The organism is Paenibacillus sp. FSL H7-0756 (genome assembly GCF_038006765.1).
Classification (GTDB): Bacteria; Bacillota; Bacilli; order Paenibacillales; family Paenibacillaceae; genus Paenibacillus_AQ.
In genome coordinates this window covers 2,957,377-2,981,800 of sequence record NZ_JBBOVT010000001.1, presented here as the reverse complement: position 1 = coordinate 2,981,800, position 24,424 = coordinate 2,957,377, and the positions used below count along the sequence as shown (strand labels likewise).

The window sequence follows — 24,424 nt, the reverse complement described above, 5'->3', positions numbered from 1 at the left end:
CTGAGTCTCAGCCGCTGTTTCAGCCTCTTCTTAAGCTTCTGCTTCAGCCCGTTCCCCTCCTCTGGCCTGCTTGCGGAATTCCGCCGGGGTCAGGCCCAGCACCCGCTTGAACATCCGGCTGAAATGCTCCGGTGATTCATACCCTACCGCATAAGCAACCTCGTACCGCTTCTTGTCTGTAGTCGCCATAAGCTGCTTGGCCTCCTCCATCCGCAGGGCGGTCACATAATCCCACAGATTCATCCGCATCTCGCGCTTGAAAATATATCCCAGATGGGCCGCACTGAAGTGGACCTCCTCGGAAATATCCTGGATTTTGAGCGCCGGGTTGCGGTAGTTGCTCTGAATATAGCTGGTAATCCTTGAGATGACGCTCGGTGCCGCTGCCTCAGACTCCTGCGCCGTTAACCCTGTATCCGGCTGCTGCCCCCGGTTCAGATGCTCCTGCCTGGCGAAATCGCCATAATAGAACACCTGATGCCCGGGATGAACGCTATTCCAGCCGGCAGCCGTATCCGCCTCCTCCAGCAGCCCGGGAAGGGTGGCGATGCCTTCGCCCAGGGTGCTGAGTCCGATAACCGCCTCCGTATTCAGATGCCTCTTCAGATTCATCGCAATCATCTGCCCGATCATCTGAATCTGCGAGTGTACGCTGACCCGGGGATCGTCCCTATCCTCAGCGGATAGCTGGATGAGGCTGATGATGGAATGGCCGAAGCCGTTGAAGGTAACGCCATTCCACTCCGCCAGCGTCTCGTTCATAATATTGAGCGCCGCATATTTCAATAATTTACGGTCCTGCAGCGTTACCTGCTGGCTGCTGAAGCCGGCCCGGCTGTAATCGATGCGGATGGAGATCACTCCGTAAAAGGGACCGTGCAGCAGGCCCCCCAGCTCACCGGTGATCTGCTCCATATCCTGCGGCGTCAGATTCCGCTCGGTCACCAGCTCCATTAGCCATTCATCGCGCCGCTCCTGCCTGCGGATGGAAGTAGGCTCCGGCTGCGGACTTGTGTCCAGCAGCTCCTTCCGGGTTAACGCATTGCGGACCACCCGGAGCAGTTCAGTCCGCTCTACCGGCTTCACCAGGTAATCCCTGGCCCCGAGCCGGAGCGATTTTTTGGCAAAATCAAATTTCTCATGGGCCGATATCACAATCACCGGAACATTCCACTGCTCCATATAAATGTTCTCCATTAATTCGATGCCGCTCATCCGGCCCATCTGGATGTCGGTCAGCACCAGATCGAACTGGTCCATCCGCAAATAATCAATTGCTTCGAACCCGTTCACGGCAGTCTCCACCGCAGTAATGTTCATATCCGAGGATAACAGGAAGTTCCGGATTCCCGCGCTCACTCTCGGCTCATCATCTACTACAAGAATTTTGTACATGCTGTTCCCCCCTATGATGCTGCATGGTTGCCTCATGCATTGTAGTCCTTGGTATCACCTTACACTCGCTGTAAATCACCGTAGATGATCTTTTTCATGTTTTGTGTGATCTATATCAGGAACCCTTGCAGCCGGAAGCTTCGTAATTTGTCTCTTCAAGGACAGCAAGCCGTTACAGCCCTATTATAGATCACAGATTTCCGGCAATTCATCATCGATTAGTGAGGGTAACTCTTTTATGCTTCTTTTGCAAGCGTTTTCATATAAAAAGAGAGGAGCGCCGGGTTAACGATATTCTATCATGAGGAGGTTCTAAGATGTTCACCAGAAGCCCAATGCCTGCGAGTCTTAAAAAGGTATTCTCTGTAAGCCTCAGCCTGTTGTTAATTCTATGTACGGTTGCTCTGGCTCCCCGGCCTGCCGCTGCTGCGGTTTCCCCCTTGCCCGGCCCTGCGCACCCGCTCCTGTACGATAATTTCGCCGGTGGCGGACTCTTCAAACAGAACTGGACGAACTGGTTCAATCAGAGCGGCGGCAGCGGAACCTTCGCCAAGACAACGGACGGTTCCCGTACGATCGGCAAGTTCACACAGACCCCGGCCTCGGCCTCTTCCTGGGCCAAATTTCAGCCGATGAACGAGACCTTCGATCTCTCCGGCTACCGTTATATGAACCTGTCCCTGAACAATGGCGGCTATGCCCAGTCTCTTGTCCGGGTTGTCATCAGCGACGGCATTACCAATTACAATCTGACCGGAGGGTATGTGCCTGCCACGGCGGCCTGGACCAGCCTGCAGTTTGACCTGGATGCCCTCTCCCCCAAGATTCAGAAGAAGAAGGTCAAGCTGGAGCTCTGGCTCAGACAGGCGGGCGGCACCTACGGGGAAATGTGGGTAGACGACATCACGTTCACCACAGCCGCAAGCGGCAGCGCCCCCCAGTTAAGCCGGGCAGGGATGACCGCCAATACGGACGGCAGCTACAACCAGAATACGGATTTTACCTTTGAAGCCGTCTACACCGACGCAGATAACGAAGCCCCCTTTGCGGTTCAGGTTATTATCGATGATACCGCCTATGCTATGCGTGAATCCGACCCGGCGGATGGTACCTATACGGACGGCAAAAAATACAGCTTCCTGACGAAGCTCCCGGCAGGCGCTCATACCTACTATTTCCGCACCACCGATACGACCTCCGACGAAGTCGCCACCAGTGTCCAGACGCTGGATGTTGTTCAAGCCTCCTCCGTGATCGATATTGCTGTGAGCCAGGCCGGATACAGTGCGGATGATATTAAGAATGCGAAGTTCATCTCGGACACCACGGTCACAGATGCCACTTATGAAATACTGGACGGAACTAACGTAGTCTACTCGGGCACGATGACCTATGAAGGGCTGCACTGGAATAAGCATGTCTACGCTATCGGCTTCAGCCCGCTCACAGATTCCGGGAACTATAGAGTGCGGAGTAATGAGGTGTATTCTTATCCTTTTGAGATCGCTCCGAACCTGTGGGATCAATACAAGGATGAGATGACAGCCTTCTACCGGCTGCTGCGCGCCTCCGTGGCGACCAGCGATGCTTATCCTGCGGGATACAGCAGTGTAGCGCCTTCGGCCAAGCTCTACCACGGGGCCGGCCATCTGGATGATGCACAGTCTGCGGACGGCCTGACCCATTATGATCTGACCGGAAGCTGGTATGACGCCGGGGATTATGGGAAATACGGCGGCAACCAGTGGGTCGGCGCGGAGATTGCCCTGGCTTATATCCGTTATGCTGACCATGACAGTGTGAAGTACGATAACGACAGCAACGGGATTCCTGACCTGGTGGACGAAGCCGTCTTCGGCAGCGAATACCTGATTAAGTTCGCGGATCAGCTCGGCGGAGAGATGTATAATCTCAGGAACAACGCCTCATTCGTCCATCCCGAGAAATCCACCGACAATATCTCCGGCACCGCCGATGACCGCAAGCTGACGGACCTGAGCGTCGGCGGTTCGGCCAAGTCAGCGGGCACACTGGCTGCTACCGCACGGGCGATCCGCACAGCGATTGACCAAGGGGATATCGCCTCCGCTCAGCTTGCGAAGCTTACAGAATTCGCTGAACAATGTGAGAGCGCGGCGGTAATCTTTTATGAATATGTGGTTGCCCATCCTGACGGACCGATCGGCTCTTATTCTACGAGGGGTGGGATTCCCAATTCCAAGCTGCTGGCGGATGTTGAGCTCTACCTGCTGACCGGTGAAGCCAAGTACAAGAATGCTGCTACAGCTACCATTAACGCGCTGACTCTGGGCGACATCTCTTCCACCAACTACTGGGATATGAGTCCAATGTCCATGGCTGAATTCTATCCGGTTGCCGATGCTGCCACACAATCTCATATTCATAGCCTGCTCAAGGGGCAAGCGGATTACTTCCTCTCCATGGCCGATGATACCCCGTATGGGGTGCTGAACCAGTTCAAAAACTTCGGGGTGAACGAGCCCCACGCCTCTTACCTCGGCGATCTGCTGCGGTACTATGAATTGTTCGGTGATCCGGCGGCGCTGCAAGGGGTCCTGAAAGGGATGTACTGGCTGTTCGGAGAGAATCCGTGGAATATCAGCTGGGTCTCCGGCATCGGCACCCATCATGTGATGTTCCCGCATACCCGCTACAATGAAGAATCCAATACGCCTGGAGACACCGGCATTATCCTTCCGGGAGCCATGGTCAGCGGGCCTAATATGAAGGACCCCAAGAACAAAAGCAGCGTAAGTCCGTGGTATCAGGACCGTTCGCTCTACCTGGATGATACGAACCAGTGGCGGTATAACGAGTTCAGCATCAGCATTCAGGCCGGATTGTTCTATACCGTTATGGGCTTGAGCGCTACTCCGGGGACAGGTGCGGATATTGCCGCGGTGCCGCCGGCCTTACCGATCCTCTCTCCTGTGATTGGAGAATGGGTACGGGGAGAAGTTACCGTGTTTGCCCAAGCCGGGGATTCACTGAGCGAAGTTCAATATGCGGCAACCGGCTTGCCTTATCAGCCAATGACGGTCTCCGGTGACGTGTATTCCACCGTGAGCGGGGCCGTCTACGCTGCGGTTATTGATGAGAGCCAATCCTTGCCTTATACGAACCGGAGAGTGGATGTCCGCGCCAAAGATCCTTCCGGCGGGTACACCTACAGCTCCACACATTACACCGTGGCCCCGGCTCTGCCGGACCCTTCCAATCCGCTGCTCTATGATGATTTCGGAGGCGGCGGCTTCTGGGGAGGTTCAGCGGCCAATACCACCTGGGTCAACTGGTATAACCAGAACGGCGGCACAGGAACATTCACCAAGGTAAGCGCAGACGGACGTACCGCTGGACAGTTCGCCCAGATACCGGCGAATGTGAACTCTGCGGCGAAGTTCCAGCCGTGGAACGATGTGGTCGATCTCAGCGGCTATCAATATCTGAATATTACGCTGAAGAATCCTGCCTCACCTGACCTAAGAACACGGATTGAGCTGAGTGACGGCAAGCGAACCTATAATCTGACCGGAGGCTGGGCCCAGGTTCCGTCCGACTGGAGTGACCTGCAATTCAATCTGAATGCCCTGACCCCGGCCATAGATAAAAAGGCAGTGAAGATGTCCATCTGGCTGAAGCAGGATACTGTCACTCCAGGTCAAATGCTGGTTGACGAGATTAAAGCCACTAATAAAGTCAGCGGAAGCGCGCCCACCCTGACCGCAGGCGGCTTAAATCACACTACCGGCACCACGCAGACAGATTATACGTTCACTGTCACTTATACGGATGCCGATAATCAGGCACCTTTTGCCATGGAGCTGATTCTGGACGGTGTCGTCCGCACCATGCAGCCCGCCAATCCAAGTGACAATAATTATGTGGACGGCCGAATCTATCAATACAGCGCCAAGCTGCCCCCGGGCCAGCATTCCTACTACTTCCACACTACAGATACCTTCACCGATGCGGTAAGCACCGGGGTGCAAAGTGGTCCTGGGGTTAGTGAAGAGCTGTAAAATAAGTGAGGGACAAAAAGAATAGTGAAGGACAATGAGAAGAGCCTTAAGAGTAGTGTAGAGCTGTAAGATTAGTGTAGAGCCATACGATTAGTGAAAAGCCATAAGGTTAGTGTAGAGCTACACGATTAGTGTATAGCCACACGATTAGCAAGGAGCTACACGATTAGTGTATAGCCATATGCATGCTCCGCTCCTCCAAGGAAGGGAGGCTGTGAAGCTGCGAGTTTGAAGGCGAAATTTAGAAAGGGTATACTACTGTCATGTACAGCGGTGCAGTCTGACAGCACAGTTACCAGGGTGCATCGCTGTAACATCGCGGCTGTCACAGCTACAACCCGCAGATTGTTGGCAAGATGACGGGGGCTGGGGTGATAGCGGATGAATGGAGGGAGATCTACGATGAGTGATGAGAATATGATGTGGCTGGCGATTGACGATCCGCTGGCAATTTCGGCGGTGCAGGCGATTCGTACCGGCGATGTGCCGGGATTGACACAATTGCTGGCTAGTAACCCGGGGTTGGCTACAGCCCGGATTGTTGGAACTGAAGAGGGGCGTGCAAGTAACGAAGGCAGTGGGGAGACTGGCGATGCTGAAGCTAGCAGCGTGAACAGTGCCAATGCTAATAGCGAAGACCCTGGGGCAAACGGCGTGAACTCTGGCGGTGGCACTAATCGCGGGCTGTCACGCGCGCTGCTGCATATAGCCACCGATTGGCCGGGGCATTATCCCAACAATGCAGCGGTGGTCACTGCGCTGATTGAAGCCGGGGCCGAGGTGAATGCGCAGTTCAGCGGGCCGCATAGCGAAACGCCGCTGCATTGGGCAGCAAGCTGTGACGATGTCGAGGTGCTGGACCTGCTGCTCGATGCCGGTGCCGACATCGAGGCCCCCGGCGCAGTCATCGCTGGCGGGACCCCGCTGGACGACGCCGTAGCATTCGCTCAGTGGCAGGCGGCGCAGCGGCTGGTGGAGCGCGGTGCGCAGCCTGCGCTATGGCACGCGGCGGCGCTCGGTCTGCTTGATGCGATGGAGGCACACTTCACCGGACATCCGCTCCCGCGCCGCTACCCTTGGGGCGCAAGCTCCGCTTCAGCAGCACCAGACGAGGTTAACGTCGCGTTCTGGTGCGCCTGCCACGGCGGACAGCGTGCCGCCGCCGAATTCCTGCTCGCCCAAGGAGCCGAGCTGAGTTGGCCTTCCCCATGGGACGGCCTCACTCCCCTTGACGTGGCGAAGCGCAGCCATGCCACTGAACTGGCAGCATGGCTTGAGAGCCTGGGTGCCCAGTCCGCCCATCTGTAAGTAGTGCGGGTGCATCAATGCTCCACAATCCGCCGGATGGATTACATTCGGCGGATTCAAGGGCACTTATGCACCTCATTCCCGCTCCACGCCCACTTTCACCCTCACCAAAGGGATTTATCCCTCTCATTTCCTCATTCTGCCCACCTCCACCTTCACCAAGGGGATTTATCCCTCTCATCTCCTCATCTACTCATCTAGCCCCATGCCTGCCCTTATACGGATTGGCAGCCTATAACGAAACAGGACCGGCCCAAGGCCGGTCCTGTCATTGTTTATCCCGGAAGCTGCCCATCGGGACAGCCTCCCTCCAACCACCTTTAGCTTACTTCCCTCCGTCCCCAGCCTGCTGCGACAGCTTGGCGACGATCTGGTCGATCGGGTTCGTGAACAACGCATACAGGATGGCGGCGTTCTCCTTTTTGCTCAGCGCGGCTCTGGACTTGTAGTCCACAGCGCCCTTGGCATCAGGTTTGAAGTCCGGTCCGTACAGGCCCAAGGCAACGGCCATCTTCACGGCCGGAACAGCCCATTTATCCGTAGTGCCGGACAGCTTCACGTTCTGGAACAGCTTATCCGGGTACTTCGCACTGTACATTCTCCAGATCATGACTGCCGCCTCCTGACGGGAGATCACCCGGTCCGGCTGGAATTTTCCATTGGCCGTTCCTTCAATCATTCCCAGCTCAACGGCCTGCTGAATGAAAGCAGCATCGGGATGGCCCTGCAGATCCGGGAAGGCCAGCTTCTCCGTCGAACTTCCCTTAAGTCCGCTGCTCTCCATCATCAGCCGCACATACTGGGCGCGCGTAATGCCCGCCTCAGGCTGGAAGCTCAGCGTGGCATCATTCGGCAGATACCCCAGCGACTGGAGCATCTTCACCGGAGCTGCATAAGGATGGCTCGCGGGAACATCGGCATAACCGACGCCATCCGGCCCTTTTTGCCCGTAGCTGAACGGATTGAGGTAAGGCTCCTTGAGATAAGCACTTCCTCCGTCATCCTTCATGGTGAAGCCCGTTAACTTGCCGGTCAGCTCATCCGTGAACAGATTATCATCTACCTGGATCAGCTTGCGGGAACCCAGAAAAGCATCGTTAATCATTAGCGCACCATTCTGCACAGAGACTGTAGTCACAAGACTCTTGATACGGAGATCCGCATAGTAGCCAGTGAATGCCTTCAGCGCATCAGCGCTCATTGGCTTATAAGCATCCAGCTTCACCGGTGCGGCGTATTGCGGGAAGAACGTTTGGATAAAGGCCGGATAGAACTGCTCCCGCAGTGCACTCTGCTGATTATAGGCAATGAACACCCCGGTGTTCTGCTCGGGGATTAGAACCATATACGTGCTGAACCCGATTAAATCACCAGCCTTGGTAATGATTTTGGAGCTGCTGCCGGCTCCCGGAAGCTGTAAAGGTGCTTCAAAGCCGTAGGTGTTATTCGGCAGCAAAGGATGAATCGCGGAGCGGTATTCCTCCATAGATTGTACTGTGTCTTCCTTAAGAACACGGTTATTGTCAATCGCACCTCCGTTCAGAAAAGCCGTCATGAACCTCCCAACATCATCGCCAGTAGACAGCATGCCGCCTTGAGGCATCACGGTTGGCGTCACATTGTACAGAACGACCTCTTTGCCCGTAGCATCATAAGCAGTAGCAAGATTGTCCTTCAGCTTCCCTTCCAGCAGGAAGCCGCTTGAATCCATCTTCAGCGGGGCGAATACATGCTGCTGCATATAATCCTCATACGGCATGCCGCTGGCCTTCTCCACCACCAGACCGAGCAGCATCGAAGCGAAGTTGTCATACATGTAGGAAGTGCCCGGCTCACGCACCACCGGCGGCATATGCTTCACCACATAATCCTCAATCGACACCTTGGTGGTGAAATCTTCATTAATATCCTCCGGCAGCGGGTCCTGGATACGGAAGCCGGTGGTGTGAGTCAGCAGATCCGCAACCGTTACCGGAACGCCGAAGGGATTGTCGAAGTCCATCTTGCCGGTATAGGTTTGAAAATCCGCCTTCAAATCGAGCTTGCCCTGCTCCACTAGCTGCATGGCAGCAGTGGCGGTGAAGGTTTTGGAGACGGAGGCCATGCGGAAGACAGTCTTGTCAGGGTCTACCTTGCTTTTGGCAGCCTTGTCTGCGTATCCGAAGCCTTCCTTCACTACAGTCTTGCCGTCCTTAACCACTACAACTACCGCACCGGCAAGCTGTGCCTGCACATCCTTCGAGCTGAAGAACGGCTTAAGGAAGGCATCCACATTCTCGGCGGTCAGGGGTTTGCCCGCCCCAGCGGCGGCAGCCGGAGCGGCCGGAGAAGCAGGGGGAACGGCGGCCTGAACAGCCGGAGCCGTCAGTGTCAGAACCAGTGCAGCCGATAACACAGTCCTCGTCCAAAAGGCAGAGCGGGTACGTAACCATGACAAATTCATTCAATTCACTCCATTTCCATAGGATATAGGCATAGTAGTTAATACGCCTGATCCTGGAAATTGGTTCAACTAATTCCGCAACACCTCTTCCATCTTCTTCAGCTTTCTGTAAATCACCGACCGGTCTACGTTCAGGCGCTTGGCTGCCTCGGTCCCGTTCCCGGCACAGTCCTGCAGCACTTTTTTGATATAATGGCCCTCCGCTACGGCAGTGAAATCCTTCAGGGTGGAGAGCTGGTGCTTATTCTTCTCAATAAAATGGTCGAGGGAGAACCAGTCGCCGATCTGCTCTTCCTCTTGCATACTCTGGCCCACATGCCCGGTTACAACCAGTCTCTCGATGTAATTCCTTAGCTCTCTCACGTTCCCATGCCAAGGCTCGTTCAGCATCTTGTCGAACTCTTCGGCACTGAGCACATATTTCTTGCCGTACATTTCATTGAAGCTGGCGATGAAGCTGGAGATTAACCCTACCAGATCCAGCTTGCGGTTGCGCAGCGGCGGGATATGAATCGGAATCACATTAATCCGGTAATACAGATCTTCGCGGAACAGCCCCTTCTTAACCAGACTCCACAGATCCCGGTTGGTGGCTGCGATCACGCGGCAATGGACCGGAATATTTGTAATCCCGCCCACGCGTCTCACTTCATTATTTTCAAGCACCCGCAATAACTTGGCCTGCATCTCCATCGGCAAATCGGCAATCTCATCAAGGAACAGCACGCCGCCATTCGCAATTTCGATCATTCCGGCCTTGACCTCCGTCTGTCCCTCAAGCACGCCCTTCTCGTACCCGAACAATTCATATTCAAAAAGAGCCGGAGCAATCGCAGCGCAGTTAATCGGAATGAACGGCCCCTTCCACTTCTCGCTCTTCAGATGGATGTACTTGGCGATCACCTCTTTGCCCGTCCCGGACTCGCCGTAGATCAGCACCTTGCTGTCATAAGACGCAATCTGGTTACAGACCTTGATAATCTGCTTCATCGCCAGACTCTCAGCCACGATCCCCTTCTTCTTCTCCGCCGCCATACCGCCTAACTGCTTATGGATCTGCTGGGCGACAGGCACATTTGCTTCATAATAGTTCTGCTCCTGGCTGAATTCATTGGAGGTGGTAACGACCAGCTGTACCTCCCCGTCCTTGTCCAGAATAGGAATCGCTGACGAAAAGACATGGAAGCCTCTGGAGGTATTGACGGTCCGGGATACCTTCTGCTTAGTCGCGATAGCCTCCATCGTGATGGAATGGCCGTAGTAGCCCGCCTTTACCAGATCCTGGACGTTAGCCTTAAGCAGCTCCTCCAGATGGATACCGATGGTTAGCGCGGTGAATTCATTGGAAATCAGGATATTCCCGTTCTGATCGGTAACAAATAACGTAGACGGATATTCTTCCACGAATTCGTCGATTGAGGGTTTATGGGTGTTTTTGTTTTTTTTGGTCACATTCATCAGTCCTAACCCATGAGATTAACGCTTACATTCCACCTAGACAAAAAGCCAAACCGCATCATTATATAAATGATACCATTTGGCTAATGGTTAGCAAAACCTTAATTAGGCATGTGCTACAGCTTCAAAGGTTACTTTGCCCATCTTGTCCATGACTTCCTGCGCCTCAGCGAACATGGTGGTGATCATCTCTTCCACGGTGGTAATCTTGTTGACCATCCCGCAGATCTGTCCGGCCATCACGGAGCCGGTATCGGTATCTCCTTCAAACACAGCTCTGCGCAGCGAGCCCAGGCTTAAGCTCTCCAGCTCCTCACGCGATGCCTTCTCATTCTCCATTCTGAGGAATTCGGCAATCATGCTGTTCTTGATGCTTCTTACCGGACCGCCAAGGCTGCGGCCAGTTACGGTTGTGCTGGTATCATCGGCGTTGATGACCGCCAGCTTGAAGTTCTCGTGTGTCGGGCATTCCACAGTCGCGAGGAACCGGGTTCCCACCTGAACACCCTGTGCTCCGAGGGCAAAAGCAGCGGCAATCCCGCGTCCATCGGCAATTCCGCCGGCCCCGATTACCGGAATCGATACCGCGCTGGCGACTTGCGGCAGTAGGGCCATCGTCGTAGTTTCACCTACATGTCCGCCTGCTTCAGTACCTTCAGCAACAATGGCGTCAACTCCGAGAGCTTCCATCTTCTTGGCGATTTTGACCGAAGGGACTACCGGAATCACGATAATGCCATGTTCCTTCAGAAGCGGCATATAAGGAGCTGGTGTGCCTGCGCCTGTAGTTACGATCTTCACGCCTTCTTCAATAATAACCTGGATCAGCTCAGGGATATTGTTCATCATCAGCATCAGGTTAACGGCAAACGGCTTATCGGTGCTTGCTTTGGCCTTGCGGATCTCGTCACGGAGACGGTCGGCAGTGAAGCCGCCGGAGCCGATGATGCCCAGCCCGCCAGCGTTGGATACAGCGCCTACCAGCGGAGACACGGCAATCTGAGCCATACCGCCCTGGAAAATCGGATATTTAATTCCTAACAGTTGTGTAATCGACATTATAATTACCTCCGTATATAAATTAATGTTGTATATTTGAACTTCCGGCCGCTCCTTAAGCCGCCTTAACCACTTCCGGCTCGGGCTTCTGCTTGTTCTCCATCGCTTTGTAGACGAAGGTTAAGGCGAAGCCGACCAGGGAGATGACCAGCGCGATGTAAAAAGCATTCGTGAAGTTGCCGTCATTGGCTGCCGCTACACTGCCGGCAATTCTCGGTCCGAAGAATGCGGCTCCCGAGTAGCCGATGAAGGTGACACCATAATTCACGCCGTAATATTTCATGCCGAATTTCTCACCGACAATGGACGGGAAGATGCCCATTGTTCCGCCGAAGCACAGGCCGATTCCGGCAATGGCGACAGCGAATCCGGCGACAGAAGAGGATAAAGCAATGGTGAGCATCATCGCTGCAATGACCAGATAGATCATGAGCAGGCATTTCACGCGGCCGATTCTATCGGATACCGCACCCCAGAACACGCGGCCGAGACAGTTGCTCAGCGAGTACAGGCTGACGTACAGGGCTGCGGCGGCTGCGGTTAAGCCGAACATTTTTTGACCGATTACCGATGCATTCGCGGTTACCATCATACCAGACAGGGCACCGATCAGGAACAGGCAGGCAATTACATAGAATAGTGGCTTCTTGATCATCTCGTTCCATGGTACATTCACTCCCGCCTTGGCTGCTCCGGTTACCGGAGGGGTCCAGCCTTCAGGAGCATAACCGGCTGGGGCAGGTTTGACGAGCAAGCCAAGCCCTAGAATAATCACCAGGAAAGCAACACCGAGTGTAATTAAGGCAGACTGTACGCCACCACTGGTGATCAGCGCATTAGCGATAGGAGCGATAGCGATGGTGCCGCCGCCATAACCGGCTGTAACGATCCCCGCTGCCAGCCCTCTTTTATCCGGAAAGAGCTTGACGCTATTCCCAATGGTCGAGGAATACACGATTCCCTGGCCAATCCCGGTAATGACACCATAAGTGATATACAGCATCCAAGGTGCAGTAGCCAGCCCTGAGAGAATGAATCCAATCCCGAACATCGCCCCGCCGATGAAGACCGCCTTCTTAGCGCCCCCTTTATCCACAAGCTTACCGCCTAGGATCATCGGAATCGGGGAAATCGCTGCATTAATGGTAAAAGCAATCATAATATCCGGCATGCTCACGCTGAAAACCTTCGTTAATGGCAGTGCAAAAATACTAAAAGCATAAATCGCGCCTACACAGATGTTAATAATAGTTGAGGCAATGAGTATCCTCCAGCGGTTCAATTCTACGTTCATGATCTCATCTCTTTTCTGATATGTTTTATGAGTGCAGCTTGCTAATGCTTACACTTCCTGCAGCACCCGGTCCTTGTTCTTGTCGGCGATAATTGACTTCAGCATGCCCCAGTTCTCTTGGAACATAGCCGCGTCCATTTCCTTCAGGTCTGGTGAAATAACCGGCTTGAAGTCCATCTGATCCAGAATCTCTGTCTGCAGGTCGATGCCTGGTGCAATTTCGGTTAAGGTCATTTTCCCGTTCAGCAGTTCAAAGACAGCGCGTTCCGTAACATACACAACCGGCTGCTGTACCTTGGCGGCATAAGATCCGCTGAAGGTGATCTGCTGTACCTTTGAGATGAATTTCTTGGCTTTGCCCTCTTGAATGATGTGCAGCTTGCCGTTCTCTACCTTGATCTGCAGCCCGCCCGCTGTAAAAGTACCCGCGAACACCAGCTTCTTCGCCGCCTGAGAGATATTGATGAATCCGCCGCAGCCTGCTACCCGTGTACCGAATTTGCTGACATTCACGTTACCCGACTCATCCGTCTGGGCCAGGCCAAGGACCGACAGGTCAATGCCGCCGCCGTCATAGAAGTCAAACTGGGCATCATGATCGACAATCGCCTCGGAGTTGTACGCATGGCCGAAGTCCTTCAGCCCTGCGGGAACCCCGCCGATCGAGCCTGCCTCTGTCGTCAGAATCAGCTGGTCGTCCACGCCCTCTTCAGCAGCGATGTTCGCCACATTCACCGGAATGCCCACGCCCAGATTCAGAATGGTATTCGGCTGAAGCTCTACAGCTGTGCGGCGGGAGATGATTTTGCGTTCATCCAGTGGCAGAACCTCAATTGAATCTACCGGTACTTTGACATGGCCCGAGAACGCCGGATTATACTGCGTATTCTCGGTCTGGTAATGATTCTCCGGGGTGGACACGACGAGGTAATCTACCAGAATGCCCGGAACCTTCACATCCTTGGGATTCAAGGTTCCATTCTTGGCCACGGTCTCTACCTGAGCGATCACGATACCGCCAGAGTTGCGGACGGCCTGGGCGATCGGCAGCACCTCCATGTGCAGGCCTTCTTTTTCAAGGGTGAGGTTACCGTTCTCGTCTGCCACGGTGCCACGGATCAGGGCGATCTGAATCGGGAAGGTCTTGTAGAACAGCCACTCTTCGCCTTCTAATTCAATCACCTTCACAATGTCTTCCTTCGTGGACGGTGACATCTTACCGCCCTCAACGCGCGGGTCAACGAAGGTCTCCATGCCCACCTTGGTGATCACGCCCGGACGCTTGGCCGCAATCTCGCGGTAGAGCTGGGTAATGACACCCTGAGGCAGGTTATAGGCTTCGCATTTATCCTCTTCAATCAGCTTGGCTAGTCCCGGGGAAGCGATGGCGATACCGCCAATCCAGCGTTTGATGAGGCCTTCATGTCCCAAGTGGCTCATGCCCTTATCCCGGCGGTTGCCGACGGCGCTGGCATGCATCACCGTCAGATTCTTCGGTTGTCCGGTCTGCATGAAGCGCTCTTCAATGGCGATCCCCATCTCTTCTGCCCAGCAGGATAATCCGAATCCGCTCGCTGCTACGGTGTCCCCGTCCTTGATGAGTTCCGCTGCTTTGGCGGCTGAAATTACTTTGCTCATTTCATTTGCTCCTCTTTATGTGAATTATTTCACTACACTTGTTAAAAAAAATAATGGCCCTTCTGTGTGTCTCATTCTTGCTGATCTGGGAGACTAAATTTCCTTGTGAAATTTTTCTCAAGGCCATCGTAATACAGAATAAAGGACCGGTCAATAGCTCCAAAATGCCTTGAATTCAAGACATTTTTCTGTTGCTTTTTTGCGACTGGCTTGGCGGACTGCACAGAATGTTGGGGAGCTGTTCTCTTAATTCAAGCCTACTTAGGTTTGAACTCAAAGCTTGGTCGTCGCTGCGCTGAACGTTTGGACTTCCGGCCGTTGTTATATTTAGATTTCCTGATTGGAACCGCTCTTTATATTTTCAGCATTCCCGCGGGACCCGCCAGTCGCAAAATAACAACACTATTTTCTCCAGCCAGGTTGGATGGATATTAAATCCAGCGGTCCAAGGCATATCCTGTCCTGCGGATCTGACAAAGGGTTGGAGATGTGACTTCAAGATATTGTAGCGCAGCCAAAAAAAATAAAATATTTTTCTTATGGGAGGGTTATTGCAGATTTGCAACAGCCAATCAGGGTAAAACCGGTTCAAAAAAGAGCCGAAAGGGTTGTACACTTTTGCTTGCATATGTTATATTCTGGACAATTTTAGTTAGAGGGGGATGCTGTCATGATGCATTCAGTCACACAGGCGATTGTTCAGGGAGAAACATCGCTTGGGATTGAGTTCGGGTCCACGCGAATTAAGGCGGTGCTGATCGATCACCAGTTCGAAACGATCGCCTCCGGCACCTATGAATGGGAGAATCAATTCAGTAATGGTTACTGGACCTACGAGCTAAGTGAGGTGGTTCAAGGGCTGCAAGCAGCCTACCAGCAATTACAGCAGGCGGTTCAGCAGACCTATGGCGTCACACTGCAAACCGTCGGCTCTATAGGCTGCTCGGCCATGATGCAGGGGTATATTGCGCTGGACCAGGCGGGAGAGCTGCTTGTTCCATTCCGTACCTGGCGCAATGCTACAACAAGCGTTGCTGCTGCGGAGCTAAGCGGAATATTCCAGTTCAAAATTCCGGAGCGCTGGAGTATCGCCCACTTGTATCAGGCTATTTTGAATGGTGAAGAGCATGTGGCCAGAATAGATTATCTTACGACGCTATCGGGTTACGTTCACTTGCTGCTGACGGGCCGCAGGGCTCTCGGGATCGGGGATGCCTCCGGGATGTTCCCCATCGACGAAGCAACAAAGCAGTACAATGAAGAGATGGTGAAGCAGTTCACCACTCTAACTTCCGGCAGGGGTTATTCATGGAAGCTGCAAGATATCCTGCCTACAGTGTATACAGCCGGTATGAATGCCGGAAATCTCAGTGAAGCAGGTGCCCGGCTGATCGACCCGACAGGCCGTTTGCAGGCCGGTATTCCGCTGTGCCCGCCGGAGGGCGATGCCGGAACAGGCATGGTGGCTACAGGCAGCGTCAGGAAACGCACCGGCAATATTTCGGTAGGGACATCGGTATTTGCTATGTTTGTGCTGGAGCAGAATCTAAGTGCGGTCCACTCTGAGATTGATATTGTGAATACACCGGAAGGCAGCCCGGTTGCTATGGTTCTTGCCAATAACTGCTCCAGCGATCTGAATGCCTGGGTCGGCTTGTTCCGTGAATTCTATGAGGCCATGGGCCTTAAGCCCGACATGGACCAGTTATTCAGCGTCCTGCTGAACCAGGCACTGGAAGCGGATGCGGATGGCGGCGGGTTGCTGAGCTACGGTTACTATTCTGGCGAGAACATCACCGGAATTGCCGAAGGGCGTCCGCTATTCGTTCGTTCGCCGCAGAGCCGGTTCACTCTGGCTAACTTCATGAGGGTGCATCTGTATAGCGCTTTCGCTGCGTTAAGACTCGGGATGGAGATTCTGACCGGGCAGGAACGGGTAACTATTGACCGTATTTCAGCACATGGCGGATTGTTCCGCACCCCGCAGGTCGGTCAGCGGATCTGTGCGGCTGCACTGAATGTTCCGGTCTCAGTCCTGTCAACGGCCGGTGAAGGCGGCGCATGGGGAATAGCCATTCTGGCCTCTTATATGAAGCATAAGGAGCCGAACGAGAGCCTGGCGGATTACTTGAGCTCTAAGGTATTCTGTAACATGGAAGGACAGGAGATATCGCCTGACCCTACTGATGTGGAGGGCTTTGCCCTCTATATGGAGCGTTACACCGGGGGGCTGCCCATCGAGCAGGCGGCGGCAGAGCATTTACTGGAGAACCGGAAGAGAGGAGAATCTCTATGATGAATAATAAAATGCTGTTTGCTGCATTGCTGGCGCTCGTGCTGCTGGCTGCGCCCACTCCCTTTGCTTACGCTAAGGCACCGGATGCCAAAGCACTGCTCAAGCAAAAGTTCCCTGGAGAAACGGTACGGTTGCTGAAGACCGCAGACCTGAATAACGATCAGAAGAAGGAGAGCTTCCTGCTCACCGAGTCGGGCAATTTATATCTGGTTAACTCCAAGGGTGTAGTGGTGTTAATTGATAAGCAGATTATGGAGTTCGAAGAGGATGAAGCGGATATGCATATCTTTGCCGTCTCACCTACGGAGAAGCAACTGGCGGTTACCGTGGATTATCTGCCCTCGAACACCCAAGTCTCGGTCTACCGCCTGAACTATGGCACTCTGACCAAGAAGCTTCAGTTCATGGGCGATCAGGGAGCTGAGATCGATAAGAAGGGGCGCCTGCACCAATACTGGAAGGACTACAAAGACGAGGGAGGCGGCTGGGACCTGGCAGAGGGGATCTTCACCTGGGACGCCAAGGCGGGCAAGTACAGAGCTACGGGCAATTACGTCTTGCAGTAGTATAAAAAGCAGCCATCCTCCCGGTAGCGGGGGATGGCTGCTTTTGGTTTATGCCGGGCTTGCGGCATATCCGGGCTGGGCGAGGCCCAGCATCATTTGCCTTTGATTCTGCGGGATCTGCGCGGCATCATTTGCCTTTGATTCTGCGGGATCTGCGCGGCATCCTTTGTCTTTGATTCTGCACGATCTGCCCAGCGGACTGAGAGGCGCTTATTCCGCCAAAAAGCCGCTTTTTGCGCAAGTAACGGACTCCAGGGCCCTAATTGGTGGGAATTCCGCCGATTAACATTAGTTAGCGGGCGAATAAGTGCATCTCAGTCCGGCAGACGGCGCAAAGTAGGCTTTTCCCAGAAATAACGGCCCTCCAGTCCGTCCGCCAGTTACAGACCCCAGAGGGTGGGACGATAGAGGCATGTTGGCGGAACAGCGACAGGAGCAGTGAAACAGTGGCGGAACAATGGCGAAACAGCGGAACGCCAGTGGAACAATACCCCGTTCACTCTGACTCAGCATCCGCCCAACGTCTCACAAATACACAAACGGCTCCTTTGCATCCACGAAGGTAACCGGAACCCCGTCCACCAGCGGGGCCAGCCACTCCGCCATATACTTCATGCCCCACTCCTCGGAGCGTTCGTGACCGATCACGATCATCGCCTTGTTCATGCCCAGCATGGCCGCATCATTAATGTAAGCACATAAGGTCCACTCCGTAATGTCGCCGCAGACCATCACATCCAGATTCTTCTCCTGCATCAGCTCCATCGGCATCTGCTCCCGGCCGAGGCCCAGACTGCCGCCGCCGACAAGGATGCCAATACGGGAGCAGGCCGCTGCCGGATCGCCGACGATCTGGATCACCTTCATCCCCAGACGTTCCTTCAGGAAGCCTGCCAGATCGCCGACCGTCGTCTCCTCGATCAGATACCCCCAGGCGTCCTTATCGTCCAGCTTCTTGTCCGCCCAATCCAGCTCCTTCAGCAGTCCGTCATAGATCCGGTCCGTATCTGCCAGATGCATATGGTCATGGAAGCGCCAGATCGTAATGCCGTGCTCCTCGATCAGCCTTTTTTTCGCCAGATATACCGGGTCCTGCTGCAGCCAGTCCAGTGTATCTTTGCCGGTATAGTAGGTCGGCTCGTGGGTGATAATCAGGTTGGCGCGAGCCGCAATGGCTTCCTTGATGACCTCCACCGTCGCCATGAACGTTGTGACAATCCCCGTAACCTCCATCTCTTCACTGCCGCTCGCCAGCACATCACAGGTCTGCTCCAGCCTCCGTCCCCCGCAGCAATCGAGCAGAATCCGGTCAATCACCTCTTGCACTTTCATACGCCCATCTCCTTTTCGTTAACCTTTGACAGCACCGATCACTACGCCACGGGTCAGATATTTCTGCATGAACGGCAGGACGAACAGCACCGGCACAATACCAAGCACCGCCATCGCCATCCGCACCGCTGTACTTGGCAAAGAGACCGTGTCGGCTCCGAGCACACTCCCGGCCTGGCCGGAATTGAGGAACTGGATGTTGCTCATGAGCTGCATCAGCAGATTCTGAATACCGTACAATTGCGGCTTAGATACAAAATATAACGCATTGATCCAGTCATTCCAATAGGCCAGGCCCATGAACATCCCGACCGTTGCCATGACCGGCATGGACAGCGGAAGCATGATGCGGAAGAAGGTCCGCAGCTCCGAGGCACCATCGATCTGTGCGGCTTCGATAATCTCCAGCGGCACATTATTCTTGAAGTAGTTACGGACCAGCAGGACGTTGAACCCGTTCGCCAGCAGATTGGGCAGGATCAGCGCCCATAGCGTGTTTTTGATATGGAAATACTGGGTCCACATGATGTACGAAGGCACAATCCCCCCGCTGAACAGCATGGTGAAGAACACGACAAAGGCCAGCGTATTGTGATATTTGAAATCAGACCGCGACATCGGGTAAGCCAGCATGCTTGTTATAAGCAGTCCGATGGCGGTTCCCAGGATCGTCACCAGAAAGGATACCCCGTAGGCTCTGATGAAAATGTACGCCGAGGACTTAATGTACCGGTACGCGTCTAGACTTAGATGCTCCGGGAAAAAGCTGTACCCGTTGCGGATTAGGGTCGTCTCCTCCGTGAACGAAGCAATCACAATCAGCAGGAAGGGTAAAAAAGCAAAAACCGTCAGCAGGATCATCACGACCGCAGAAAATACCGTAAACGCCCGTTCTCCTCTTGTTTGGATCATCTGAATTTCCTCCTAGAACAATGCGTTTTCTGGATTGACCTTCTTGACGATGGCATTGACCGTAAGCACAAGCGCAAAACCGACCAGCGACTGATATAGACCGGCGGCGGCCGACATTCCGATATCATTGAGCTGCATCAAGGCGCGGTAGACATACGTATCAATCGTCTGGGTAGTGCTGTACAGCGCACCGGAGTTCATAGGCACCTGATAGAACAAGCCGAAGTCGGAGTTGAAAATCCGGCCCATCGACATCAGCACCAGCACAATAATGGTCGGCTTCAGCAGCGGCAGGGTAATCATGCGGATCTGCTTCAGCTTCCCGGCTCCGTCGATTTTGGCCGACTCATAGATGCTCTTGTCAATTCCGGCAATCGAGGCAAAATAAACAATCGATCCGTAGCCTGCCGTCTTCCAGATCTGTATAAGAACCAGCAGGTACGGCCAGTACTTCGCCTCCGAATACCAGTTGATCTCCGGTAGGCCGAGCGGCCGCAGAATCGAATGGTTCACGAACCCGCTGTCGGCATTCAGAAAAGCGAAGACGAGCAGCGAGAGCACGATCATCGAGATCAGGTTCGGCAGAATCAGCCCGGTCATGAACAGCTTCGAATACAGCTTATTCAGCAGCTCCGACATCAGAATGGCAATGATAATGGAGACTATAGTTCCAAGCGCGATAAAGGCCAGATTGTACAGCAGCGTGTTACGGGTCATAATCCAGGCGTCACTGGTCTGGAAGAGAAAGGTGAAGTTCTTGAAGCCGATCCAGTCGCTGCCGAAGATGCCCTTCGCATAATTGACATCCTTGAAGGCGATGAACACCCCGAACATGGGGAAATAGCTGTTAATGAGAAAATACAGCAGGCCTGGGCCCGCGAGTATGAGGAGCGGCAATGTTTTTTTGAGCGGCTTGGATGGGGACTTGCGTCTGGCAGTCATGCCGGTTCACCTCCATGGCCGGGGGCAGAGCCTTAGTTACCGCTCCGCCCACAGCGCATTCATATAATGATTATTGCTGTTGCGCGGCAAGCCACGCATCCAGTTGCTGCTGCTTGCTGTCAATAATAGCCTGCGCACCGGCATCCTTCAGCGCACTGATGAATTTCGGGATGATGGTCTCCGGGTCCACCGATCCGCTGACGAGTGCAGGCAGGAACTGGCTGACCACGTTATTCACAGCGCTAATCTGCGTCTTCACTTGACCCTGGTCGAAGATGAAGCCGAAATATGGCGATCTTGCGGTATCCTTATTCTCCTTCAGCTTCAACTCGACATCCGACCAGTCAATTCCCTCCAGCTGATACTGGAGCGATTCGGAGCCTACGATCCCTGAGCTGAGCATGGCTGTATAAGGCACCGTATTCGCGTCCATGCCTTCCGGGAATTTCACATGATGCTCATCTACCTTGAGGTAATCCTCCCCTTCGATTCCGAAGAGAATGGTGTTAATCAGCTCTTTGTCGGTGTAGAGCAGGTTCAAGAACTTCACCGCGGCCTCCGTCTCTTTCGAGGTGCTGGAGACCATCCAGGTTACGGAGTTCACCGCACTGGTATCGAAATAGAACGGGGCGATGCGCTTCGTCTCAATATTTTTGCCGACCTGCGCACTCAGCTGCTTGCCAACCTCCATGCCGCTGTAGCCGCCCAGGAAAGAGAAGCCGCGCCCGGAGGACACCATCTCCATGGCTGTAATGGTTGTGGTTGCGGTATCCTTCTGCAGATACCCGGCCTCGAACCAGTCTCTCATCATTTGAATTCCGTTCTTGAAGACATCCGATTCGTAGAAGTTAACGACCTTGCCGTTGTCACCGATCACGACACCGACTCCGGTCGTATCGGTCAGATAATCCACCTTGCTCGCACCCTTCATCCAGTTCACAAGTCCCGTATCTGTCGGATTCACGTTGATCGGGCCAAAGGGAACCACATCCGGCAGCTTCTGCTTCACCGCACCGAACACGGCTGGCAGATCCTCTGCCGATTGGATGGAGTCTGCTGCTACGCCCGCCTCTGCGAGCATATCCGCGTTGTAGATAATATTGGTCGGCAGCGCCATCCCTTTATTCACCGGAATGCCGTAGATATGGCCGTCCATCGTGGTGGTTTTGAGAATATCCGGGCCGAAATCCTTATCCAGAATGGCTGTCAGCTCTTTGCCGTGTTCAGGAAGCAGCTCTTCGAGCGGGGCCACCTGGCTCTTGGATACATAGTTGGAGAATTGTCCGAGGGTGGTGAAGACATCCATCTTCTCCCCGCTCTGGAGCGCGAGATTGACCTTCTGGGCGTAATCTGCCGGGCCGAAGAGACGGAAGTCCACCTTCACCCCGATCTTCTCCGTTGTGATAGCGTTGATCGCATTCGTTACCTTGCTGAGATCATCGGGAATCCGGTTGAAGGAGGGCAGCGCGAATACAATCTCAGCCACCTTGGCCTTAGCTTCCGTATCCCCGGAATTCTTGGACGATGTATTGGAATTGCCGCCGCAGGCGGAGAGCAGCGAACCGCAGATTACCATAGACAGCAGCAGTGAACCTAACCCCTTTTTCTTCATTATCATCATGCCTCCTGTTCTGTATTTACACTCTCATTGTACCGGCCCTGGAGGGGGGCGGGCTTTCAATAATACGGGCTGTTTTTATAAAAACCCGCACTAGGCGGGTGGTGAGGATTCTCGGCTCTGCATTGCTAATTAGTTCTCTGGGGGACGGCGGCAGAACGCCCGGCCTTGGCAAAGAAACAAGTGGAAAAACGTATTCTAATTTCTCCATTTCTTATAAAGTTACCTCAACAAGTGGAAAAACAGCATCTAATATTAGCATTTTCTCTGCTTTGCCGGAATTATGTATACTTAAGTGTTGTTTATCCAACTATTCCTCCGTCAGTGTTCATACGTTCGGCAACAGGTGTATAAAATCCAACTAAATTCTGCGCAGGAGCAACCTTCTCCTAGTTCCCTTAACATAGTTTCCAGCACCTCCAGTCAGTCAACCAGCAGGATGCTGCGCACCTTAGGCACGATACCTGCCTGCTCAGCAAGAAGCCCCGCCTCCGGTAGGAGAAGCGGAGCTTCGTAATGGTCATCATCATGGAGCAGATTTGTGCCTCAAGCGGTAGGCTGCCGGGGTTTCGCCTGTCCATTTTTTGAATACGGTGGAGAAATAGGAGAGGGTATCGAAGCCGGTATCTAAGGCAATCTCCCCGATGCTCGCCGTGCTTTCGACCAGCCTCTGCTTCGCCGCTCTGATCCGGCAGTCGTTCAGGTACTCCTTCACAGTCTGGCCGGTCCCGTTCTTGAATACCTTGGCCAGATAATCCGCGGTCAGGTATACGCTGGCTGCAACATCCTCCCGGCTCAGATCCTGGGTATAGTGCTCCTGAATGAACCGCTTGGCCCGCTCGACCACCCCTTCGGACTGCAGCACCTCCTTGATGGAATCGAGCGTCTTGTCCGTCAGCGCCTGCGCCCATTTCATGAAGTCGAACACGCTGCTCTCGGCATCCTGGGCCAATTGCTGGCTGAGCTCGCCCTCGAAGAGGCGGTGCGCCTGAATATGGTGCCGCGCGAGCAGCGAATAGACCACCTGAAGCAGGTCCTCGCGGATCGAATGGAGCGTGGCCGCATCCAGCTTATTCAGACTCGTCAGCAGCTCCAGTTCTTTCTTGAGCCGGTTCACAATCTGCGCTTTCTCCTGCTGGACGAACAGCAGAGTGAACAGCTCCGTATCCAGAGTGTAGCGCTCGGTCAGATCCACATGGAAGGGCTTATTGGGCAAATGCAGCTTGCCACGGAAAATAATATTTGACTCGTCCGCCTGCTCCAGCTCTGTCTTAAGCTGCGCCAGGCGGGAGATCGCCGCAGGCTCACTGAAGTAACAAGTAGCCGTACATTTCAGATACTGCCTGGACAGCCGGATGATCTCTCCGGCGCCCGCCTCCAGCTCCTTCATATCCGCCGGACTCTCGGCAATGATTGCATTGTAGAATACTTTATCGGCCTGATAGGCAATCATCCGTCCGCTGCCCACCCGGCTGCTGAGAATTTCAGAGACCAGGTTCGAGAGGGCGTAATGGAAGATGCTCTCATCCCATTCCCGTTCAATCTGGGAGCGGGGAACGCTTACCAGCAGCAGCCTATACTCCGCATGCACCTGAACGGCCAGCTCCCGCTTCTGTACCTCACTCTGGATTAGCTCACGCCGGGGAGAGATCGTCGCCGTCAGCACATCGCTCCAGAAGGTGCGTTCCATCAGATCCTGGTTCTTCAGCCACGCATGGCCCAGCTTGCTGTATTCGCCTAGCATGATTTTGTTCTTCAACCTATCCATAGACTTACGCAGCGCCGCTTCCAGCTCCTGCTTGTCCAGCGGCTTGACCAGATACGAGTCGGCGTCATACGAGATCGCCTTGGAGGCGAAGGTGAAGCTCTCATGACAGGTCAGGAAGATGAATCCGCCTTCATAATGACGGTCTCTGGCCCACTTGATCATATCTATGCCCGACCCGCGCGGCATTTCAATATCGCAAATCATCAGATCCGGCTCGCCGTTCTCGAATAGTTGCTTCGCATCCTGTATATTATGAGCGGTGAGCACTTCCGTAATTCCGAATTCCTCCCAATTCACAATGCCGCGCAGCGCTTCAATTGTAGGAATATCATCGTCAATCAGCATACAACGCATA

The 24,424-nt window shown here is 53.9% G+C and carries 15 protein-coding genes; 4 read left to right on the top strand and 11 right to left on the bottom strand.

Going from position 1 to position 24,424, the window contains the following annotated elements; all coding sequences use genetic code 11:
* Positions 1-30: 30 nt before the first annotated feature.
* Positions 31-1,395: a response regulator transcription factor gene (locus NST04_RS13140; protein WP_341184592.1), complete on the bottom strand. Its 1,365-nt coding sequence runs from the start codon at positions 1,393-1,395 to the stop codon at positions 31-33.
* A gap of 317 nt (positions 1,396-1,712) precedes the next feature.
* Between NST04_RS13140 and NST04_RS13135 the strand changes: the two genes are divergently transcribed.
* Both NST04_RS13135 and NST04_RS13130 read left to right on the top strand, forming a co-directional pair.
* Positions 1,713-5,435 carry a glycoside hydrolase family 9 protein gene (locus tag NST04_RS13135; protein ID WP_341184591.1) on the top strand — a complete coding sequence of 1,241 codons (3,723 nt, stop codon included), beginning with the start codon at positions 1,713-1,715 and terminating at the stop codon, positions 5,433-5,435.
* Between the two features lie 381 nt (positions 5,436-5,816).
* Entirely contained in the window at positions 5,817-6,743 is a 927-nt protein-coding gene (locus tag NST04_RS13130) for an ankyrin repeat domain-containing protein (protein WP_341184590.1), read from the top strand.
* 325 nt (positions 6,744-7,068) lie between these two features.
* On the opposite strand, the gene NST04_RS13125 is transcribed toward NST04_RS13130, so the two are convergent.
* From NST04_RS13125 to NST04_RS13105, 5 genes are all read right to left on the bottom strand, one after another.
* Positions 7,069-9,186, bottom strand: a complete 2,118-nt coding sequence (locus NST04_RS13125; protein ID WP_341184589.1) for a serine hydrolase — start codon at positions 9,184-9,186, stop codon at positions 7,069-7,071.
* Positions 9,187-9,255: 69 nt separating this feature from the next.
* On the bottom strand, positions 9,256-10,638 hold the full coding sequence (locus NST04_RS13120) for a sigma-54 interaction domain-containing protein (RefSeq protein WP_341184588.1): 1,383 nt from the start codon (positions 10,636-10,638) through the stop codon (positions 9,256-9,258).
* Between the two features lie 111 nt (positions 10,639-10,749).
* Positions 10,750-11,703, bottom strand: a complete 954-nt coding sequence (locus NST04_RS13115; RefSeq protein ID WP_341184587.1) for a DUF561 domain-containing protein — start codon at positions 11,701-11,703, stop codon at positions 10,750-10,752.
* 55 nt (positions 11,704-11,758) lie between these two features.
* A complete protein-coding gene (locus NST04_RS13110) occupies positions 11,759-12,997 on the bottom strand; it encodes an L-lactate MFS transporter (RefSeq protein ID WP_341184586.1) in 1,239 nt (412 codons plus the stop codon).
* A 48-nt stretch (positions 12,998-13,045) separates the two neighbouring features.
* Positions 13,046-14,635, bottom strand: coding sequence for an acyl CoA:acetate/3-ketoacid CoA transferase (locus tag NST04_RS13105; RefSeq protein WP_341184585.1), 1,590 nt, complete (start codon positions 14,633-14,635; stop codon positions 13,046-13,048).
* 670 nt (positions 14,636-15,305) lie between these two features.
* Here NST04_RS13105 and NST04_RS13100 point away from each other — a divergent pair.
* Positions 15,306-16,931 carry a xylulokinase gene (locus NST04_RS13100; protein ID WP_341184584.1) on the top strand — a complete coding sequence of 542 codons (1,626 nt, stop codon included), beginning with the start codon at positions 15,306-15,308 and terminating at the stop codon, positions 16,929-16,931.
* Positions 16,928-17,497: a hypothetical protein gene (locus NST04_RS13095; protein ID WP_341184583.1), complete on the top strand. Its 570-nt coding sequence runs from the start codon at positions 16,928-16,930 to the stop codon at positions 17,495-17,497. Before NST04_RS13100 ends, NST04_RS13095 begins: the two co-directional genes overlap by 4 nt.
* A 525-nt stretch (positions 17,498-18,022) precedes the next feature.
* Here the strand turns inward: NST04_RS13095 and NST04_RS13090 are convergent.
* The 5 genes from NST04_RS13090 to NST04_RS13070 all read right to left on the bottom strand — a co-directional run bounded on the left by NST04_RS13090 (position 18,023) and on the right by NST04_RS13070 (position 24,423).
* On the bottom strand, positions 18,023-18,829 hold the full coding sequence (locus NST04_RS13090; protein WP_341184582.1) for a Nif3-like dinuclear metal center hexameric protein: 807 nt from the start codon (positions 18,827-18,829) through the stop codon (positions 18,023-18,025).
* An 18-nt stretch (positions 18,830-18,847) separates the two neighbouring features.
* Positions 18,848-19,741: a carbohydrate ABC transporter permease gene (locus NST04_RS13085; RefSeq protein WP_341184581.1), complete on the bottom strand. Its 894-nt coding sequence runs from the start codon at positions 19,739-19,741 to the stop codon at positions 18,848-18,850.
* Positions 19,742-19,753: 12 nt separating this feature from the next.
* A complete protein-coding gene (locus NST04_RS13080; protein WP_341184580.1) occupies positions 19,754-20,683 on the bottom strand; it encodes an ABC transporter permease in 930 nt (309 codons plus the stop codon).
* A 70-nt stretch (positions 20,684-20,753) separates the two neighbouring features.
* Entirely contained in the window at positions 20,754-22,295 is a 1,542-nt protein-coding gene (locus NST04_RS13075; protein WP_341184579.1) for an ABC transporter substrate-binding protein, read from the bottom strand.
* Positions 22,296-22,827: 532 nt separating this feature from the next.
* On the bottom strand, positions 22,828-24,423 hold the full coding sequence (locus NST04_RS13070) for a helix-turn-helix domain-containing protein (RefSeq protein WP_341184578.1): 1,596 nt from the start codon (positions 24,421-24,423) through the stop codon (positions 22,828-22,830).
* Position 24,424 lies beyond the last annotated feature (1 nt).

Excerpts from the sequence above, each read along its gene's own strand:
- NST04_RS13090 (WP_341184582.1), bottom strand. The coding sequence starts at position 18,829 with ATGAAAGTGCAAGAGGTGATTGACCGGATTCTGCTCGATTGCTGCGGG.
- NST04_RS13085 (WP_341184581.1), bottom strand. The coding sequence starts at position 19,741 with ATGATCCAAACAAGAGGAGAACGGGCGTTTACGGTATTTTCTGCGGTC.
- NST04_RS13115 (WP_341184587.1), bottom strand. The coding sequence starts at position 11,703 with ATGTCGATTACACAACTGTTAGGAATTAAATATCCGATTTTCCAGGGC.
- NST04_RS13080 (WP_341184580.1), bottom strand. The coding sequence starts at position 20,683 with ATGACTGCCAGACGCAAGTCCCCATCCAAGCCGCTCAAAAAAACATTG.
- NST04_RS13110 (WP_341184586.1), bottom strand. The coding sequence starts at position 12,997 with ATGAACGTAGAATTGAACCGCTGGAGGATACTCATTGCCTCAACTATT.
- NST04_RS13105 (WP_341184585.1), bottom strand. The coding sequence starts at position 14,635 with ATGAGCAAAGTAATTTCAGCCGCCAAAGCAGCGGAACTCATCAAGGAC.
- NST04_RS13100 (WP_341184584.1), top strand. The coding sequence starts at position 15,306 with ATGATGCATTCAGTCACACAGGCGATTGTTCAGGGAGAAACATCGCTT.
- NST04_RS13135 (WP_341184591.1), top strand. The coding sequence starts at position 1,713 with ATGTTCACCAGAAGCCCAATGCCTGCGAGTCTTAAAAAGGTATTCTCT.
- NST04_RS13130 (WP_341184590.1), top strand. The coding sequence starts at position 5,817 with ATGAATGGAGGGAGATCTACGATGAGTGATGAGAATATGATGTGGCTG.
- NST04_RS13125 (WP_341184589.1), bottom strand. The coding sequence starts at position 9,186 with ATGAATTTGTCATGGTTACGTACCCGCTCTGCCTTTTGGACGAGGACT.
- NST04_RS13075 (WP_341184579.1), bottom strand. The coding sequence starts at position 22,295 with ATGAAGAAAAAGGGGTTAGGTTCACTGCTGCTGTCTATGGTAATCTGC.
- NST04_RS13070 (WP_341184578.1), bottom strand. The coding sequence starts at position 24,423 with ATGCGTTGTATGCTGATTGACGATGATATTCCTACAATTGAAGCGCTG.
- NST04_RS13140 (WP_341184592.1), bottom strand. The coding sequence starts at position 1,395 with ATGTACAAAATTCTTGTAGTAGATGATGAGCCGAGAGTGAGCGCGGGA.
- NST04_RS13095 (WP_341184583.1), top strand. The coding sequence starts at position 16,928 with ATGATGAATAATAAAATGCTGTTTGCTGCATTGCTGGCGCTCGTGCTG.